The organism is Nonomuraea sp. NPDC049714, assembly GCF_044465295.1.
Lineage (GTDB): Bacteria > Actinomycetota > Actinomycetes > Streptosporangiales > Streptosporangiaceae > Nonomuraea.
On record NZ_JBITLM010000001.1, the window covers coordinates 17066 to 34202 of the forward strand.

Annotated in this window: 20 protein-coding genes; 10 read left to right on the forward strand and 10 right to left on the reverse strand. The window is 72.2% G+C overall.

What is annotated here, in order from left to right:
• Positions 1-79 precede the first annotated feature (79 nt).
• Positions 80-325, forward strand: coding sequence for a hypothetical protein (locus ACIBQX_RS00090; RefSeq protein ID WP_396999122.1), 246 nt, complete (start codon positions 80-82; stop codon positions 323-325).
• 111 nt (positions 326-436) lie between these two features.
• On the opposite strand, the gene ACIBQX_RS00095 is transcribed toward ACIBQX_RS00090, so the two are convergent.
• Complete coding sequence (locus ACIBQX_RS00095; RefSeq protein ID WP_396999123.1) at positions 437-889, reverse strand: hypothetical protein; 453 nt, start codon at positions 887-889, stop codon at positions 437-439.
• A 244-nt stretch (positions 890-1133) separates the two neighbouring features.
• Between ACIBQX_RS00095 and ACIBQX_RS00100 the strand changes: the two genes are divergently transcribed.
• The 4 genes from ACIBQX_RS00100 (at position 1134) to ACIBQX_RS00115 (ending at position 4980) form a co-directional block, all read left to right on the forward strand.
• Entirely contained in the window at positions 1134-2024 is an 891-nt protein-coding gene (locus ACIBQX_RS00100; protein WP_396999124.1) for an ABC transporter ATP-binding protein, read from the forward strand.
• Positions 2021-2761 (forward strand): ABC transporter permease subunit, encoded by a 741-nt coding sequence (locus ACIBQX_RS00105; RefSeq protein WP_396999125.1) that lies wholly within the window; start codon positions 2021-2023, stop codon positions 2759-2761. Before ACIBQX_RS00100 ends, ACIBQX_RS00105 begins: the two co-directional genes overlap by 4 nt.
• Positions 2762-2825: 64 nt before the next feature.
• Positions 2826-3455 carry a TetR/AcrR family transcriptional regulator gene (locus ACIBQX_RS00110; RefSeq protein ID WP_396999126.1) on the forward strand — a complete coding sequence of 210 codons (630 nt, stop codon included), beginning with the start codon at positions 2826-2828 and terminating at the stop codon, positions 3453-3455.
• A gap of 58 nt (positions 3456-3513) precedes the next feature.
• Positions 3514-4980, forward strand: coding sequence for an MFS transporter (locus ACIBQX_RS00115; protein ID WP_396999127.1), 1467 nt, complete (start codon positions 3514-3516; stop codon positions 4978-4980).
• A gap of 52 nt (positions 4981-5032) precedes the next feature.
• Here ACIBQX_RS00115 and ACIBQX_RS00120 read toward each other — a convergent pair whose 3' ends face one another.
• Together ACIBQX_RS00120 and ACIBQX_RS00125 are read right to left on the reverse strand one after the other, a co-directional pair.
• Positions 5033-6595 (reverse strand): FAD-binding oxidoreductase, encoded by a 1563-nt coding sequence (locus tag ACIBQX_RS00120; RefSeq protein ID WP_396999128.1) that lies wholly within the window; start codon positions 6593-6595, stop codon positions 5033-5035.
• 70 nt (positions 6596-6665) lie between these two features.
• Complete coding sequence (locus ACIBQX_RS00125) at positions 6666-7166, reverse strand: FBP domain-containing protein (RefSeq protein WP_396999129.1); 501 nt, start codon at positions 7164-7166, stop codon at positions 6666-6668.
• A gap of 66 nt (positions 7167-7232) precedes the next feature.
• Between ACIBQX_RS00125 and ACIBQX_RS00130 the strand changes: the two genes are divergently transcribed.
• Positions 7233-7808: a TetR/AcrR family transcriptional regulator gene (locus tag ACIBQX_RS00130; protein WP_396999130.1), complete on the forward strand. Its 576-nt coding sequence runs from the start codon at positions 7233-7235 to the stop codon at positions 7806-7808.
• Positions 7809-7847: 39 nt separating this feature from the next.
• On the opposite strand, the gene ACIBQX_RS00135 is transcribed toward ACIBQX_RS00130, so the two are convergent.
• Positions 7848-8342, reverse strand: coding sequence for a signal peptidase II (locus ACIBQX_RS00135; protein WP_396999131.1), 495 nt, complete (start codon positions 8340-8342; stop codon positions 7848-7850).
• A gap of 188 nt (positions 8343-8530) precedes the next feature.
• Here ACIBQX_RS00135 and ACIBQX_RS00140 point away from each other — a divergent pair, with 188 nt between their 5' ends.
• On the forward strand, positions 8531-9436 hold the full coding sequence (locus tag ACIBQX_RS00140) for an LLM class F420-dependent oxidoreductase (protein WP_396999132.1): 906 nt from the start codon (positions 8531-8533) through the stop codon (positions 9434-9436).
• Positions 9437-9441: 5 nt separating this feature from the next.
• Here ACIBQX_RS00140 and ACIBQX_RS00145 read toward each other — a convergent pair whose 3' ends face one another.
• Positions 9442-10050, reverse strand: a complete 609-nt coding sequence (locus ACIBQX_RS00145) for an LLM class flavin-dependent oxidoreductase (protein WP_396999133.1) — start codon at positions 10048-10050, stop codon at positions 9442-9444.
• A 175-nt stretch (positions 10051-10225) separates the two neighbouring features.
• Between ACIBQX_RS00145 and ACIBQX_RS00150 the strand changes: the two genes are divergently transcribed.
• Positions 10226-11362: an FAD-dependent oxidoreductase gene (locus ACIBQX_RS00150; RefSeq protein ID WP_396999134.1), complete on the forward strand. Its 1137-nt coding sequence runs from the start codon at positions 10226-10228 to the stop codon at positions 11360-11362.
• A 28-nt stretch (positions 11363-11390) separates the two neighbouring features.
• On the opposite strand, the gene ACIBQX_RS00155 is transcribed toward ACIBQX_RS00150, so the two are convergent.
• Both ACIBQX_RS00155 and ACIBQX_RS00160 read right to left on the reverse strand, forming a co-directional pair.
• Positions 11391-12023, reverse strand: a complete 633-nt coding sequence (locus tag ACIBQX_RS00155) for a cation transporter (protein WP_396999135.1) — start codon at positions 12021-12023, stop codon at positions 11391-11393.
• Positions 12020-12385 (reverse strand): ArsR/SmtB family transcription factor, encoded by a 366-nt coding sequence (locus ACIBQX_RS00160; RefSeq protein WP_396999136.1) that lies wholly within the window; start codon positions 12383-12385, stop codon positions 12020-12022. The genes ACIBQX_RS00155 and ACIBQX_RS00160 overlap by 4 nt, the downstream gene beginning before the upstream one ends.
• Before the next feature lie 212 nt (positions 12386-12597).
• Between ACIBQX_RS00160 and ACIBQX_RS00165 the strand changes: the two genes are divergently transcribed.
• Both ACIBQX_RS00165 and ACIBQX_RS00170 read left to right on the forward strand, forming a co-directional pair.
• Positions 12598-13155, forward strand: a complete 558-nt coding sequence (locus ACIBQX_RS00165) for an RNA polymerase sigma factor (protein WP_396999137.1) — start codon at positions 12598-12600, stop codon at positions 13153-13155.
• The gene (locus ACIBQX_RS00170; protein WP_396999138.1) at positions 13148-13423 is read left to right on the forward strand and encodes a hypothetical protein; all 276 of its coding nucleotides are present in this window, start codon (positions 13148-13150) and stop codon (positions 13421-13423) included. The genes ACIBQX_RS00165 and ACIBQX_RS00170 overlap by 8 nt, the downstream gene beginning before the upstream one ends.
• On the opposite strand, the gene ACIBQX_RS00175 is transcribed toward ACIBQX_RS00170, so the two are convergent.
• The 3 genes from ACIBQX_RS00175 to ACIBQX_RS00185 are packed head-to-tail and all read right to left on the reverse strand — an operon-like array spanning position 13404 to position 17121.
• A complete protein-coding gene (locus ACIBQX_RS00175; RefSeq protein ID WP_396999139.1) occupies positions 13404-15926 on the reverse strand; it encodes an FtsX-like permease family protein in 2523 nt (840 codons plus the stop codon). The two genes, ACIBQX_RS00170 and ACIBQX_RS00175, sit on opposite strands and share 20 nt — an antisense overlap.
• Positions 15923-16615 (reverse strand): ABC transporter ATP-binding protein, encoded by a 693-nt coding sequence (locus ACIBQX_RS00180; protein WP_396999140.1) that lies wholly within the window; start codon positions 16613-16615, stop codon positions 15923-15925. The genes ACIBQX_RS00175 and ACIBQX_RS00180 overlap by 4 nt, the downstream gene beginning before the upstream one ends.
• Positions 16612-17121, reverse strand: coding sequence for a PadR family transcriptional regulator (locus ACIBQX_RS00185; protein WP_396999141.1), 510 nt, complete (start codon positions 17119-17121; stop codon positions 16612-16614). The genes ACIBQX_RS00180 and ACIBQX_RS00185 overlap by 4 nt, the downstream gene beginning before the upstream one ends.
• Between the last annotated feature and the right edge of the window lie 16 nt (positions 17122-17137).

The following is a 17137-nucleotide window of genomic DNA, read 5'->3' on the forward strand; positions in this document are numbered from 1 at the left end:
GTGGTTATGCGGACGACCATCGTTCATCACAAACGGTAGTTGTACGGCAACGCTTTGTACACGACTGGATGATGAGAAAGTGCACATCAGCCTGCCGTCAAGGCCCGGAATCCTTGATCGACTTCCTGGCGGCGGCTGGCTGATCTTTCCTGGCTGCACCGGCGACCTCGGCGCGTTGTGGCGGTTGACCCTCTTCACGGAGGTGGCCGAAGACGTCGCGGTGACGTGGGTGAACACGCTCGTCCTGGTCGCGGCCGGCCTTCCGGGCGCCTGGGCGCTGTGGCAGAGTCTGCGCGGGCCGCTGACGGGACCCCCGCCCGAGTGATCTGGCTGGCCCGCTCCGCCCACGACCTCGCCGATCCCCGTGCCGAGCCGGCCCCGCCCGTGCCCGCACCACCTCTCGCCGCGGAGCCTCCCGCGGCCCCGTGACGCCCTGTCAGCCCGCGGCACGCCGCGTCGCCGCCGCATAGGACCGGAGCATCTCCGCGAACAGGCCGATCACCAACACTCCCAGGACTCCGTGGTACCACCGCCAGCCCACACCGATGCCGACGAACCCGTCCACGATCATGATCCCGGCGCCACCGCCGACGGCCAGCAGCATCCCGGCCAGCACGAAGAGCATCAGCACTCTCGGCACCCTGCGCCCCAGCGCCGTGACCGTGGCGAGGGCGACGCACGCGCCCAGCACGCCGGAGGCGGTGGCGAACCACTGCGCGGTCGCCGCGTCCAGGAAATAGCTCTCCGCCTCGGCGGCCGACACGGGCGGGCCGCCCGGGAACCCGAGGCGGGCCTGCAGCGCGAAGGCGGCCTTCCCCGCCGCGTAACCGAGGAACAGCACCGCCACCGCGTACGCCGGCCACTTGCGCGGGCGATCAGTATCAACCATGACTGTGACCGTAGAGTCCGCGCATCGGGCATGACTCCCCACAGCGAGCCAGACTCCTCCCCCACAGGGGGGAGAGACAGCAGCAGGAGCACGCCCCGCTCCCCCGCGTCGGCTCCTGGACGAGCAAGGTCTTCACGCACACCCCGATGCGACCTGAGGGGTAGGACCAGGGGCCTAGAGCCCTCGCCCGAGAACCGGCCCTGGGGATGACGAAAACGAACGCCCGGGACGGCACGCTTGGATCATGACCGCGATCCGAGCAACGAACCTCAGCAAGCGCTACGGCGGGGTCGTCGCGATAGCCGACCTGTCGTTCGACGTCGAGCCCGGCCAGGTGACCGGGTTCCTGGGGCCGAACGGGGCAGGCAAGTCCACGACCATGCGCATGGTCCTCGGGCTCGACCGCCCCTCGAGCGGATCGGTGCTCGTCGACGGCAAGCCGTACCACGAGCTGAGACATCCGCTGCGCAAGGTGGGCGCCCTGCTGGACGCCAAGGCCGTGCACGGCGGGCGCAGCGCCCGCAACCACCTGCTGGCCATCGCGCAGAGCAACGCCATCCCCGACAGCCGCGTGAGCGAGGTGCTGGAGATCGTCGGCCTGCGCGAGGTCGCCAAGCGGCGGGTCGGCGGGTTCTCCCTGGGCATGTCGCAGCGGCTGGGCATCGCCGCCGCGCTGCTCGGCGACCCGGAGATCCTGCTCTTCGACGAGCCCGTCAACGGGCTGGACCCGGACGGCATCCTGTGGGTCCGCACGCTCATGCGCAAACTGGCCGCCGAAGGGCGGACGGTGTTCGTCTCCAGCCATCTCATGAGCGAGATGGCGCAGACCGCCGACCACCTGATCGTGATCGGCAAGGGCCGGCTCATCGCCGACACGAGCGTGGCGGAATTCATCGGCCGCAGCTCGCAGGGGTACGTACGCGTGCGCTCGCCCCGGCTGGCCGAGGTGGCCGAGCTGATCAAGGTGGGCGAGTCGCATCCCGACCACCTGCGGGTGACCGCGATGAGCCCCCTCGAGATCGGCACCGTCGCCGCACGGGCCGGGATCCCGCTGGAGGAGCTGACCTTCGTGCAGCCCTCGCTCGAAGCGGCCTACATGGAGCTCACCAAGGACAGCCTGGAGTTCACCTCATGATCGACATCCTCAGGTCCGAATGGACCAAAATCCGCTCGGTCCGCTCGACGATGTGGACCCTGGCCGTCACCGGCGGGCTGATGCTGGGCTTCTCCGCCCTCATCAGCGCCTCGGCCAAGAGCATGGCCACCGGGCCGATCCCCGGCGCGGAGGCGATCGTCCTGGCCCTGACCGGCACGATGATCGCCGCGCTGTCCATGGCCACCCTGGGCGTGCTGGTGATCTCCAGCGAATACCGCACCGGGGGCATCCGCACCTCGCTCATGGCCGTGCCCAAGCGCTTGAGCCTGCTGACCGGCAAGATCGTGCTGTTCGGCGCGGTCTCGATGGTCGTCTGCACGGTCGCGGCGGCCGGCGCGATCGGGGTCGGCGTGGCGATCATCCAGCCGCCGTCGATCGACCTGCTCGAGGTGGTGCGGTTCGCGCTCGGCGCCGGCCTCTACCTGACCGCGTGCGGACTGTTCGGCCTGGGCCTGGGCACGCTGATCAGGCACACGCCGGGCGCGATCGTGTCGGCCATCGCGCTGATGCTGGTGCTGCCCACGCTGTCGACTCAGCTCCCGGGCGCGTGGGGCAGGACCGTGTCCGAATACTTCACCACCAACGCCGGCTTACTGCTCGTGTCCGGCCAGAGCAGTGGCTCCCTGGGCCCGTGGAGCGGTTTCGCGGTCTACCTCGCCTGGGTGGCGGTCGCCATGGTCTCGGGGGCCGTGCTGATGCAACGCCGCGACGCGTAAGCGTCAACTTTACCGGCGGGCATCGAAGGCGGAGCCCTCGATGCCCGCCGGTAAAGTTGAGGAGATGGTCACCCGTGCGAGTTCCAGCGGACGTCGCCAGTTCCTCACCCGCGCGATCGTCGTGGCGGCCGGGCGGCGGGTGGCCGAGGCGGAGGGCGTCGGCGGGCTGACCATCCGGCGGGTGGCCGCCGAGCTGGGTGCCGCCCCCATGGCGATCTACCGGCACGTCAAGGACAAGCAGGAGCTCGTGCTCGCCCTCCTGGACGACGTGGCCGAGGGCCTGCCGCCGCTGCCGGACGGCGAGGGGTCTCCGCAGGAGCGGCTCGTGACCGCGTTCGCCGCGGTGGACGCCTACCTCGCCCGGCACGTGTGGGTCGTGGAGATCCTGCGGCAGGGCGAGCTGTTCGCGCCGCGCGCCGCCGCGCTGTTCGTGTGGACGCTGGATCGCTTCGCCGAGCTCGGCCTGGACGATCAGGAGGCGACCGACGCGTACGCCCAGCTGTGGTGGTACGTCCTCGGTCATCTGTCCTACCTGCCCGGCACCACCCCCGAGCGGCGTGCCGCCCGCCAGGACCTGCTGGCCTCGTCCGTCGAGGATCCGGCGCGCGCCCGCCGGGCCGTCGGCGCCTTCGACCATGAGGCCGCCTTCCTGAGCGGACTCCGGGCCCTCGTGTACGCGCTCGCGGCCCGCTGATCACACCCCCGCCGGACTTCCTATTTAGGTTTACCTAATTTCTGTGTACTTTGTACGCATGACTCAGCCCCCGAAGGCCGGGTGGACCCTGGCCGTCGTCTGCCTGGCGGCGGTTCTGCTCACCCTGGACATCACGATCGTCAACGTCGCCCTCCCCGAGATCGCCGGTGAGTTGTCGGCCCGGCTGGACGGCCTGCAGTGGGCCATCAACGGCTACACGCTCGCGTTCGCCGCCCTGCTGCTCATCTCGGGATCGGTCTCCGACCGCGTCGGCCGCCGGGCCATCTTCACCGCCGGGGTCGTCCTGTTCACCGCCGCCTCGGCGGCCTGCGGGGCGGCCTGGAGCGTGGGCGCCCTGGTGGCCTTCCGCATCGCGCAGGGCGTGGGCGGGGCGATGATCATGGGCACCGCGATGGCGCTCATCGCCGGCGCCTACCCGGCCGGCCGGGCCCGGCAGAGCGCGATCGGCGCGTTCTCCGCCGCGGGCGGCGCCGCCGCCGGGCTCGGGCCGCTCTTCGGCGGCCTGCTGGTGGACACGCTCGGCTGGCGCTGGATCTTCTGGGTCAACGTGCCCGTGGGCCTGCTCGTGCTGGCCGGTGCGCTGCTCCGGCTGCGCGAGCCGGCCAGGACCGCAGCCGCGGGCCGGCTCGACGTCCTCGGCGCGCTGCTGGCCGTCGCCATGCTGTTCGCGCTCAACTACGCGCTGATCGCCGGCCCCGACCAGGGCTGGGGCGCGTCCGGCGTGCTCGCCGCGCTGGCAGCCGGACTGGTGCTGCTCGGCGTGTTCACCGTGATCCAGACGCGCCGCCCGTACGCTGTGCTGGATGTACGGCTGTTCCGCGTGCCGTCGTTCACCGGCGCGGTGCTGCTCACGTTCCTGGCCAGGATCTGCAGCTTCGGCATCCTGCCGTACCTGATCCTCTGGTTGCAGGGCATGCTCGGCCACTCGCCGCTGGAGACGGGGCTGCGCCTGCTGGCCATGACGCTGCCCATCCTGATCGTCGCCCCGCTGGCCGGGCGGCTGGGGCAGAAGATCCCCGCCTCCCGGCTGCTGGCCGGGGGCTTCGCGCTGATCGCCGTCGCGTTCGCGCTGATGGCCAGGGTGGGGCCGGACAGTGACTGGGCCGTCGCGTTCCCCGGCCTCGTGCTGCTCGGCATCGGCGGGGCGCTGGCCTTTCCGCCGCTGCTGGGGGTCACGCTCGACGTCGTGCCGCGCGAGCGGGCCGGGATGGCGTCCGGCCTGTCCAACACCTTCTTCCCCCTCGGCACGGCCACCGGCGTCGCCGCCTTCGGGGCGATCTTCACCGCGCGGATCGACGCCGCGCTTCCCGGGCAGGCCGCCCTGGTGGCCGGCGGCCGGTTCGACCTGGTGAGCGGGCCCGACCTGGAGGCGGCCCGGACCGCCTTCACCGGCGCCCTGTCCGCCACCTGCCTGGTGGCGGCGGCCGCCGGGCTGGCCGGCGTGGTGATCTCCTTACTGCTCATCCGGGCACGCGACATACGGCCCCTGCCGGTGACCGTGTGACGGACGGATGCCGTACGCGGGACCACGCGACCGGCGTGGACGCCCGAAGCCGTCAGGGCTCGATGGACTGGCCGTGGCGGAAGACGTCACGGGGGTCCCAGCGCCGCTTGGTGCGCTGCAACCGGGGGTAGTTTCCGCCGTAGTAGAGGGTGGACCAGGGAACTCCGGAGGTGTTCCAGGCGGGGTCGCTCAGGTCGAGGTCCGGATAGTTGATGTAGCACCCGTCGGTGGTCTCGCCGGGGACGGGGACTCCGCCGGGGTACATGTCCCGGTAGAGGGTGCGGATCCATCGCAGGTGGTCGGTGCCGTCCTGGTCCTGCGGCCAGTAGATCTGGTGCTGCAGCTTCATGATGGAGTCGCGCTGCGCCATGGCGGTCTCCTCCGGCCGCACCCGGTTGACGGCGGAGCCGTAGGAGTCGATCTGCACCACCGCCTCGCGGGGCGTCTCCCTGTCCTCGGTCAGCCCCCGCCACAGTGCGGTGACCTGCTCCGGGGGCAGCGGCCTGCGCATGTAGGCCGACTTGTACTTGCCGCATTTGTCGTTGGGTTTCGGGGCGCCCATGACCCTGCTGATCACCTTCCAGGGCAGCGCCGGAAGCTCCCGGCGCTCGCCGGCGAACAGGCCCGCCGGCTCGCCGGACGCCTCGCTGACGGCGAAGGCCGCATGCTCGCCGAACGCCTCGGTCAGCGGGTGCAGCTCGCGTTCGACACCCCGGTTGATCTCCCGTTCGAAGGCGACGATCAGGTCGCGAGCGTTGGGAACGTCGGCGTCGATCTGGGCGATCAGCCCGATCTCGGGCCGGCTCGCGTGGGTCAGCAGGAGGATGGCGAACAGGTCGGCGTACGCGTCGCCGGGGCCGCCCCGGTGCCGGTCGAAGAAGGCGCCGAAGTTGCCGACGATGCGCCGGAACCGGTCCTCGTCGACCTCCGCCCATTTCCAGCCGCCGCTGGCGAGCAGGACGCTCCTGGGCGCCTGAGGCAGGTCGCGGAACCACATCCGGGTGACGATGCCGAAGTTGCCTCCGCCGCCGCCCGTGTGCGCCCACCACAGGTCCTTGAGGTCGGGATCGACGTCGTCCCTGGTGGCGGTGACCAGCTCCACCCCGCCGGCCTCGTCGACGACGGCGACCTCCACCGCGTGCAGATAGTCGACGGTGAGTCCGTACTGCCGCGACAGCAGGCCGAAACCGCCACCGGCCACGTGCCCGCCGAGCCCGACCGTGGGGCACGAGCCGCCGGGCAGCGCCTGGCCGGTGGCCTGGTACAGCTTCTTGTAGAGGTGGCCGATGGTGGCGCCGGCCTCCATGCAGACGGCGTCCATGGCGTCGTCTGCGTAGACGCCGTCCATCAGCGACATGTCGATGATCACGCGCACGTCGGGAGAGCAGACGAAGTCCTCATAGCAGTGACCGCCGGAGCGGACCGTGATGCGTGACCTCTCCGGGGCCGCGGGTTCGCCGACCGCCTCCTGCAACGCCTGCCTGACCTCGTCGCGGCTGCGCGGGAGGCGGATGTAGTCGGGCCGAGCGCCCAGCCAGCGGGAGTTGAACCCGCGGCGGAGCGGCTCGTAGCGGGGGTCGCCGGGCTCGATCTTGGTTCCGGAGTGACACGCCATCGTCGAGCCTTTCGATGTACGGACGAACCGGCGTCACTCAGCGTAATGGATGAGTGACCAGATCACGCTTTCACTCGAGCACTTTGCCGATGAAGGCGGTCACATTGGCCCGCGCGCGGGCGGCCCTTTCGTCCACGGAGAGGGTCTCCTCGAAATCGGCTCCCATGACCGGCTGTTTCCGGCCCCGGATGTAGAGGGAACAGGCCAGGTCGGTGCACAGATACTGCCCGACCGTGTTGCCCAGGCGGCCGGCCTCGCCGGTGCGGCGGGCGGTCATCAGCGCCACGCCTCCGCTGGTGTGGGTGGTCAGGCAGAGGGAGCACATGCTGCGCGCGGTGAACCCTCGCGCGGCGCCGGGGGCGGCCCGCAGCGCGATCCCGACGAGGCCGCCGTCGTCGCGCTCGGCGATCAGATAGCCGCGCTCGGGGGCGCCGGGATCGCGCCAGCCCAGGAAGTCGAGGTCGTCCCAGGGCTGCTCGTCGAGGTCCCTGGGCACGCCCAGGCGCTTGGCCTCTCCCTTGGAGCAGTTGACGAACGACCCTCGGATGCTGCTTTCAGTGATGGGTCTCATGTACGGCGAGGCTAGCTTCCCTAATACAATTAGACAAATAATTAATTTGGTTAGTCAGGAGGATCCATGGCACGTGCGGGCATCACCGCCGAACGCCTCACCCGGACGGCTGCGGAGCTGGCCGACGAGATCGGCTTCGACCAGGTGACCGGCTCGGCGGTCGCGCGCAGGCTCGGCATCAAGGACCCGAGCCTGTACGCGCACATCGCGAACGCGCGAGAGCTGAAGGTGCGGGTGGCGCTGCTGGCCCTGGAGGAGATGGCCGACAAGGCCGCCGCCGCGCTGGCCGGGCGCGCGGGCAAGGACGCGCTGGTGGCGCTCGCCGACACCTACCGCGAGTACGCCAAGAAGCATCCGGGCCGCTACACCGCGTCCCGGTTCGAGCTCGACGCGGAGACCGCGGCCGGCAGCGCGGGGCCCCGGCACACGGAGATGATGCGGGCGCTGCTGCGCGGCTACGACCTGCCGGAGCCCGACCAGACCGACGCGGTGCGCTTCCTGGGCAGCACGTTCCACGGGTTCGTGAGCCTGGAGATGGCGGGCGGCTTCCGCCACACCCCGCGCGACGCCGACGCCTCCTGGGCCTGGGCCCTGGACACCCTCGACCACGCCCTCAGGAACAACCCGGCAAGGCCGGCGTGAACGACACGTGCCGGGGCTCGCCTGGCCGAGCGGCTCTGCCTAGGCGGACGTACGCCCCTTGTCGGTGGCGTCCCCGAGGGGGATGTCGCGCAGGGTGAGCACCATGAGCAGGACGCAGCTCAAGGTGAGCGCGATGTCGGCGACGTTGCCGACGAACAGGCCGCCGTAGTCGATGAAGTCCACCACATGCCCCTGGGCGAAGCCCGGCGCGCGGAAGAGGCGGTCGAGCAGATGTGAGAAGGCGCCGCCCAGCAGCGCGCCCAGCACGACGGTCCAGGCGGTGGAGCGCAGCCGCCGCCCGACGTACAGGATCGCGCCGACCGCGACGGCCGCGACGATGGTGAACACCCACGTCGCCCCCGCGCCGATCGAGAAGGCGGCGCCGGGGTTGAGCAACAGCCGCAACTGGACCAGCTCGGGGATCACCGCGATGCGCTCACCGTTCGAGAGCGCGGAGATCGCCCAGAACTTGGACGACTGGTCCACGACGAGAACCCCCGCGGCCAGCATGAGCATCCATCCGTACGGCCGCATTCGTCCGCCCCCATCCGCAGTGAGTCCCGTCGACATCCTTGGTGCCGAATCTATCGAGATCGGCCGCGCCCGGCGCGCCGACCGCGTTCCCGACCCGGTGGGCGAACACGGCAAGTCGTGACCCGTACCTCGGGGCGGGGCTGCATATCGTGGTGTGACACAGGTGACGACGGAGGCGGTGGGCTGCGATGACCGATGTGGCGGCGCTCAAGCGGCGCATGGGACGAGTAGGGGTCTGGAACAGCACCCTGGGCGGCGAATCGGCGTCATTCGAGCGCGAGGCGGCCGCCGAAGTGGAGCGGCTGGGCTACGGGACGCTGTGGGTCGGCGAGAGCCCGCAGGGCAAGGAGGCGCTGGTCCATTCGGCGCTCCTGCTGGGCGCGACGCAGCGCATGATGGTCGCCACCGGGATCGCCAGCATCTGGGCCCGCGACGCCATCGCCGCCTCCAACGGCGCGAACGCCCTGGCGGAAGCGTTCGACGGCAGGTTCGTGCTCGGTCTGGGCGTGAGCCACGCCCCCGCCGTGTCGGCGCGCGGCCATGACTACCGCCGGCCGGTGTCGGCGATGAGCACCTACCTGGACGCCATGGACGGGGCGAAGTACGGCGGCCCGCTGCCGGAGCCGGCGCCACGACTGCTGGCGGCGCTCCGTACCAAGATGCTGGAACTGTCGGCGCAGCGCGCCCAAGGAGCGCATCCGTACTTCGTGCCCGTCGAGCACACCGCGCGCGCTCGTGCCGTCCTCGGCCCGGATCCGATCCTGGCGCCGGAGCAGACGGTGGTGGTCGACACCGATCCGGAGCGGGCGCGGCGGACCGCCCGCCGTTTCATGTCGCTCTACCTGGCTCTGCCGAACTACGTGAACAACCTGCGCGACCTGGGCTGGAGTGACGAGGACTTCGCCGGCGGCGGCAGCGACGCGCTGGTGGACGCCATCGTGGCCTGGGGCGAGCCGGAGAAGATCATCGAGCGGGTGCGCGCCCACCTCGACGCCGGCGCGGACCACGTCTGCATCCAGCCGCTCGCCGACACGCCCCGCGACGCCCTGGAGCACCTGCGCGTCCTGGCCGCCTCCGACGTGGTCTCGAGCTGACCGGCCTAGCCGGCGCGCAGGCCGAGCGCGTCCGCCGCCTCGGTCAGCTCCCCGGCGTCGCCCGTCCAGCTGGCCCGGCCTTCCATGCCGAGGGTGGCCGGGTCACGCCCGGCCTGCGTGGCGGCCTCCTCGACCATCGCCCTGGCCTCGTCCAGCTCGGGCCCCAGGGACAGCTGCGGGAACCACCCGTCGGCCAGGCGTCCGGCACGGCGGTAGGCCGGGGGTGACTGCCCGCCGAACCAGACGGGGATGGGCCGCCGCACCGGCAGCGGCGCCAAGCCCGCTCCCGTCACCCGGTGGAAGGCGCCGCCGAACGTGACCGCCTGCTTGGCCACCAGCACCGTCTGCCGCTGGGGCAGGACGATGACGCCGGTGACGAGCTCCAGTGAGGTCAGCGCGGCGAGGTACCCGAACAGGACCATGGGCTCATGGAAGGTGCTGCGCACGTCATAGGGCCCCTGCCAGCCCTGGTGGACCGCCGGGTCGGCGCCGACCACGTGGTCGAAGGCCAGCACGTGCCGGAAACCCAGCTCCTCGACGGCCTGGCCGTAGGCGCGCACCGCACCCGCGTCCGCGCCGATCTCGTTCTGCGGGAAGACGACACCGATACGCATACCTGGCTCCCGTCACGTCGGCTCCCGAGCATCATCGCGCGCCCCGGCGCCGATCCCCCGCGCGACGCTCCGGCGGTCGAGTGGCCGTACGACCGGCCGCTGATCTCTGGCGGCGGCGACCTTGATGCTCTATAAAGAGTAGTACTACTTCTTGTAGAGCTTTGGGGGCTCGCCGGTGCGGGTGATCGTGGTGGGCGCGGGGATCAGCGGGCTGGCCGCGGCGCGGGGACTGACCGACGCCGGGCACGAGGTGGTGGTGCTGGAGCAGGCGGCCGCGCCGCGCCTCGGCGGCGGGGCCGTCACCCTGTGGTGCAACGGCACGGCGATCCTCGGCGACCTGGGCGTAAGCCTGGCGGGGGTGGGACAGCGGCTGACGACGTTGCGCCTGCGGACGGCCGCCGGGCATCAGGTGCTGGAGTTCGATCTGGAGGCGCTGGCGGATCGGTTCGGCTCCGAGGCACGGGTGATCCCGCGCGGGTCGCTGATCACCCTCCTGGAGGGCGGCCTGCCGGAGGGCACCGTTCATTTCGGCGCCCACGTCGCGGCGCTGCGGGCCGACGGTGACGGCGTGCGCGTGCGGACGCGGTCAGGTCAGGAGTACGACGGCGACTTCCTGGTCGGGGCCGACGGCGTGCACTCGCAGGTCCGCGCCCTCGTCCTGGGCGATGGCCGGGCGGCCGTGCTGGGTGCGGCGATCTGGCAGGGACTCACGCCCGCCCCCTTCGATCCGGGGCCGGTCACGACGTTGATGATCGGCCGGCGGGGCGACTTCGGGTACATGGGCGCGGGTGACGGGCTCATGCAGTGGTTCTTCGACGTGCCGTGGTCGCCGGGCGCGCCGCCGGTGGACAAGCCGCTGGAGATGCTGCGCCGGCGGTTCGCGGGATGGGCCGCGCCGGTCGAGCGGGTTCTGGCGTCGCTCGGGGACGGCGACGCCCAGCTGTTCCCGCACATCCGGCACAAGGTGCCGTGCCGCTGGGGCGCCGGGCGGTGCGTGCTGCTCGGGGACGCGGCGCACGGGATGCCGCCCGTCATGGCACAGGGCACGAACCAGGCACTCGAGGACGTGGCCACGCTCGTCGACTGCCTGGACTCCGTACCCGACCCGGCCGCGGTCGTCGGCGTCTACTCGGCCAGGCGGAGACGGCGGGCGGCGCTGGCCTCCACGATCGCCTCCCGCAGCCTCGCGGTGTCCGGACCGAGGACGTTGATGCAGAGCGAGTACGTCATGCGCATGAACGGCGCCGCACCGCCGCGCCTGGCCACCCAGGGGTTCGGACGCCTGCTGAGCACCCTCAGCGACCGGATCTGACCGGAGGCGACCGCATCGGTGGGGGCGGTCAGTCGTCGCAGACGAGCTCACCCTCCCAGGCCTCGCGGCCCTCCATGACGGCGAAGGCGGCGATGACGAATCCGGCGACCGCGTCGATCCAGGTCCAGCCGAAGGCGGCGTAGGCGAGCAGCCCGGCGAAGGTGGACACGCTCAGCCAGGCGCACAGCTTGGTCTCGGCGGCGTCGGCGATCACCAGGCGGGAGTTCATCTCCCGGCCGGCCTTGCGCTTGAGGTGGGCCAGGGCCGGCATGACCACGATGGAGACGCCGGTCAGCGCGATGCCGGCGATCGAGGTGTCGGGAGCCTCGCCGCCGATCAGGTCGCGTACGCCTTCGACGACGACGTACACGGCCAGCGCGAAGAAGGTGATCGCGATGAACTTCAGGGCCCGCCGTTCCTTGGCCGGGTCAGGCTCGCCGCCGCGGATCTCGGCGCGCAGCCGGGTCAGCACCACCGCGGCGGCGGCCACCTCGATGCCCGAATCGATGCCGAACCCGATGAGCGAGACGGCCGAGGCGCCGATGCCGGCGGCGACGGCGATGACGCCCTCGACGAGGTTGTAGCCGATGGTGAAGCGGGCGTAGCCGACCGCGCGGTGCGCGGCGGGCCCGGTCACGGTGGGCAGCCCCGCACCGCTCACCTGCCCACCTCCGCCTCGGGACACAGCGCGACCGCGTGGCCGGTGGCGGCCAGCAGCTGCTCGGCCGACGCGAGGAGATCCATCAGTTCCGGGCGGGTGAGCGCGTAGAACGACTGGCGGCCCTCGGCGCGGTAGTCGATCAGCCCGCAGTCGCGCAGGCAGGCCAGGTGCTTGGACACCGTGGACTGGGCCAGCCCGAGCTCGCCGGTCAGGTCGACCACCCGCGCCTCACCGCGCGCCAGGCGCCGCACGATGCGCAGCCGGGTCTCATCGGCCAGCGAGTGGAACAGCGCCGCCGCGGGCGGCAGGCCCGCGGCGATGTCGGCGCTGACGCACCGCCCGCCTTCCCCAATAATCGTCATGTGGCGATGATAGCGCCATATGCCGATGATCGTACGCCAGGATGACCTGACGGAGGTGAATCCTTTCGTGGCCCGCGCGCCTCTCATACGTGTCCGGCGACCTCGCCGGGCCACGAGATGATGGAGGTTCGTCATGACCCTGTGGATCGCCGCCGCGGTCGCCGCCCTGCTCATCGGCACCTGTAGCGTCGTGGTGCTGCGCAGGAGGGGGCGTGGACGTGGCTGACCCGACCTGGTCCGACGAGCGGCTGGTCGCCGCCGCGCGCGAGGGCGACGCCGAGTCGCTCGCGGCGCTGGTGACGAACGCGCACCCGCACGTGCGGCGGTTCGCCCGTACGCTGTGCGCCACGCCGGAGGACGCCGAGGACGCGGCCCAGGAGGCGCTGATCGTCCTCTACCGCAAGATCGGCACGTTGCGGGCGACCGGTGCGCTGGCCTCGTGGATGTTCCGCGTCATCCGCAACGAGTGCGTCCGGCGGGCCCGGCTCGCGTTACGGCCCGTCCCGCCCGCCGGAGAGAGCCTCGTGCCGTCGGCCGAGGACGAGATGTTCCGGCGGCTGGAGGGCGCGCGGGTGGCGGCGGCGATCGCGGCGCTCCCCGCCGACCAGCGGCGGGTGCTCGTCATGCGCGACGTGCAGGGCTTGAGCGGCCGGATGGTGGCGAGCACGCTGGGGTTGAGCATGCCGGCGATGAAGTCGCGGCTGCATCGCGCCCGCGCGGTGGTCCACCGCCGGCTGTCCGAGCCCGTCGGGGACGGCGACGATGGCTGAGCAGCGCGGTTTCGCCAGTTCGTCCGTGCCCCGGCACCTGGCGCGCGGCGCGGCCGGTCTCGGCGCGCTGATCGCCTCGTTCGCGCTCATCCCGCTGGTGGGGCCGGTCAGCCTGCTGCTGGCGCCGGTCGCGCTGCTGGCCTTCCGTGGCTGTCCCACCTGCTGGGTGATCGGGCTCGTGCAGACGATCTCGATGGGACGGCTGCGGCGTACGTGCACGGACAGCGGGTGCGAGCTGACGGCGCGCGTCACAGGAGCCGGCGAGTGAGGGGCTGCCCGGTCCGGGTGATCAGCGCTCCGAGGGTCGCCAGGACGGGCAGCCCGACCGCCACGGCGATCAGGAAGGGCCACGGCATGGCGATCGTGGCGGGATCTCCGGCGCCGTACGTCGTCATCGGCCGGCTCAGGGCCACCCCCGTCACCGTGCCCCCGACCAGCCCCATCAGCGCGCCGAGCCCGGCGATGTAGAGCGCCTGGCCGGCCACGACCACCCGCGACGTCCCGGGTGAGGCGCCGATGGCCGTCATCGTCGCCTGCTCGGGCCGCATGTCGGCGGCGGCCAGGCGGGTGGCGGCCAGCGTGCCGCCGACGACGAGGACGAGTGCGCCGGCGAGCCAGCCCCACAGGCCGGGGTCGGGCACGTTGCGGTAGCCCTCCTCGGCGGCGACCGTGACGCGGGAGGTCACCTTGGCGAGATCGCGCCCCAGGGTCGAGTCGGCCGGCAGCCGGTGCATGGCGTACAGCTGGCGTTCGGCCGTCGAGAAGCCGGCCCGCTCGACCAGGGCGCGCGGCAGCAGGGCGCCGCCCTGGTGCTCGTCGGCGGGGGTGGCCAGCACCGCGGGCACATCGAGCTTGCGCGGAGGGCCGGACGTGGAGCTCGCCCGCAGCGTGAGCTTGCCGTCCCGCAGCGCGGCCGGGTCGAACACCACGGCCTTGCCGCTCGCCAGCGCCGCGGCCGCCCGTGGATCGTGGCGCCCTTGCAGGAGCCCGAGCAGGACCTGGTCTCCGACGGCCACCGTACGACGCGTCTTCGTCCCGTTCCATCGCATCGTGTACCGCAACACGTAGCGGCGGCCCTGGGCGTCCTGCACCTGATGGCCGGCGGCCAGGGGCACGCCCGGCAACAGGCGGGCCGTTTCGGCGCGCAGCTTGGTCCAGGTCGCGTCGGCCATGGTGCCGCCCCAGATCGCCAGCGTGCCGGTCGGGCGCGCCGAGGTGTAGGCGTTCCGCCGGTCCATGTACTCGCTGTGGGCGCCGATGCCCACCGCCACGACCGTCGCCGTAACCGCCATGACGGCCGCCACGGCGCTCGCCGTACGGGAGCGGTGGCGGACGGCGTCACGGACGGACACCCGCAGCGGGAGCCGCAACCGCGCGGCCATCCGCCCGGTGTAACCGATCAGCCATGGTGTCAGCGCCACCAGCCCGAACAGGACCAGCACCGCCGAGGCGAGCACCCACACCGAGCCCGGCTGGCGCCGCGCCACCACGGTCGCCCCCAGCCCGGCCAGCACCAGGGCGACCCCCACCAGGGGCCATCCCCGCCGATCGGCCACCGCGGGCGCACGGCCGGCCAGCACCGCCGCGGTGTTCTGCCGAGCCGCCTGTACCGCAGGCACCAGCGCTGCCACGAGCCCGGTGAGCAGGCCCAGCGCCGCGACGCAGAGCACCGGCGTCCACGGTACGTCGGCCGGGCCGACCGCCGGACCCCAGCGCGCTCCGGCTCCCACTCCCCAGCGCGCCACGACGTGGGGGCCGATCACCCCGGCCCCGATGCCCAGCCCCATCGCCGCCAGGGTGGCCGCACCGCCGAGGACCAGCCCGTCGGCCAGCACGATCGCCCGCAGGTGCCGGGCCGAGCCGCCCTGCGCCGCGATCTCGGCCAGTTCCCGGCGCCGTCTCCGTAGCCCGACCGCGAAGGCGGGCCCGGCCAGCAGCACGGTCACCAGCACCACCATGATCACCATGGTGCCGAGCCCGACCACGCTCTGGACGTCGAAGGCCGGGCCACGAACCGGGGTGCGCGGCGGGTCCGTGAGCATGGCGCGGGAGGTGACGTGCAGACCGGCTCTGTTCAGCGTGGGCACGTCGGCCCAGGACACGGGCTTCGCGGTGTCGGCGAGCCATCCGGTGCCGTACTCGCCCGGGGAGAAGAACTCCTCCGGCTCCGCCAACGGGAGATCCGGGCCCACGACCTGCCGGAGCGACGGCCGGTGCGGGTGCTCGACCACGCCCACCACCGTCAGCGGCGCCGCACCGGACGGCCGCAGGAGATCGCCGGGCCGCAGCCCGAGCGCGGGTGTCACCGCGACCTCGCGTGCGGCGGGGAACCTGCCCTCACGCAGCGTCAGCACTCCCTTGGTGAGGGGATCACGCAGATCGGTCTCCAACGCGTCGGCCCGCTCCGTGCCCAGCCGGAGCACGCCGGTGTTGAAGGGGATCAGCCGGGCGTCCGGTCCGAGCAGTGCGGTCACCTCGGCGGTGCCGAGCCTGGACACGGCCGCTTCGTCGCCGCCTGTGCGCCAGCTCCCCCCGTTCGGCTCCTGGCGGAGCACCGTGCCCTCTCGTGTCCGCACCAGGCGGGCGTCCGCGGCGCCGAGCGTGGCCACCTGCCCCTCCTGGGCAGTGACGTTCACGGTCTCGACGAAGGTGAGCATCGTGGTGATCACCAGGACGGGCAGGCCGATCATCACCATGATGAGCGCGCTTCGTCCCCGGGAACGCCACGCGTTCCGGCGGGCGATGCGCAGCGCGGCGAGCACGGCGCTCATCCGGCGCTCACCAGCGACGCGTCCGTGGAGTCGGTGATCAGCCCATCGCGGAGGAACACCACCCGATCGGCCCAGGCGGCGTAGCGCGGCTCGTGGGTGACCAGCAGGACCGCCGCGCCCGCGTCGCAGCGCGCCCGTAATATCCGCAGGATCTCGTCGCCGGCGCGCGTGTCGAGCGCGCCGGTCGGTTCGTCGGCCAGCAGCAGCCGCCGCTCGCCCACCAGGGCGCGGGCGATCGCGACCCGCTGGCGCTGGCCGCCGGACAGCTCGTCGGGGAACCGGTCGGCCAGATCCGCCACGTCGATCTCCGCCAGCACGGCCATGGCCTGCTCGCGGGCCAGGCGGGACCGCACGCCGTCGAGCTCGCGCGGCAGCATGACGTTCTCCGCCGCCGTCAGCGACGTGATCAGGTTGAGGTCCTGGAAGACGTAGCCGACGCCGCGGCGGCGCAGCGCCGCCAGGTCGCGGACGGTGGCGAGGTCCTGCTCGCCGATGTGCACCGTCCCCGACGTCGGCCGGTCGAGCCCGCCCGCGAGGTTGAGCAGGGTCGACTTGCCGGACCCGGACGGGCCCATGACCGCGACCAGCTCTCCCGCGTCCACCTCGATGCTCACGCCCTTCAGAGCGTGTACGGCCGCCGCCCCTTCGCCATGCACCCTGGCCACCTCGGCCAGCCGTACGACCGTCATCTTTCCTCCTTGAGAACGGCCTCGCAGTGGTCCAGCCACCTTTGCTCGGCCTCGGCCTGGAAGATCATGGAATCCAGCACGAGCCGCTGGGCCGCGCCCTCCGGGGCGGCTCGCTTGGCCCTGGTCAGCTGCTGCAGGGCGCGCATGGTCGCCGTGCGCTGCTTGCGGATGACCTCGGTGACGTCCACCTCCTTGGCGGCGACGGCCATGGCCAGCTTGATGACCAGCTCGTCCCGCGGCCGGTCGGACTGGACGACGGGGGTGCCGAACCAGCGCGCCATCTCCGCCCGGCCGGCCGTGGTGATCGTGTAGACGACCCGGCCCTGCTCGTCCGACTCCCCCGGCTCGACCAGGCCGTCGCGCTCCATGCGGGACAGCGTCGTGTAGACCTGGCCGATGTTGAGCGGCCAGGTCGCCCCCGTCGACGCCTCGAACTCCACCCGCAGCTGGTAGCCGTGTCTCGGCCCCGTGCTGAGCAGGGCGAGCAGGCCATGCCTGATGGACATGGATACTAAGTATGCA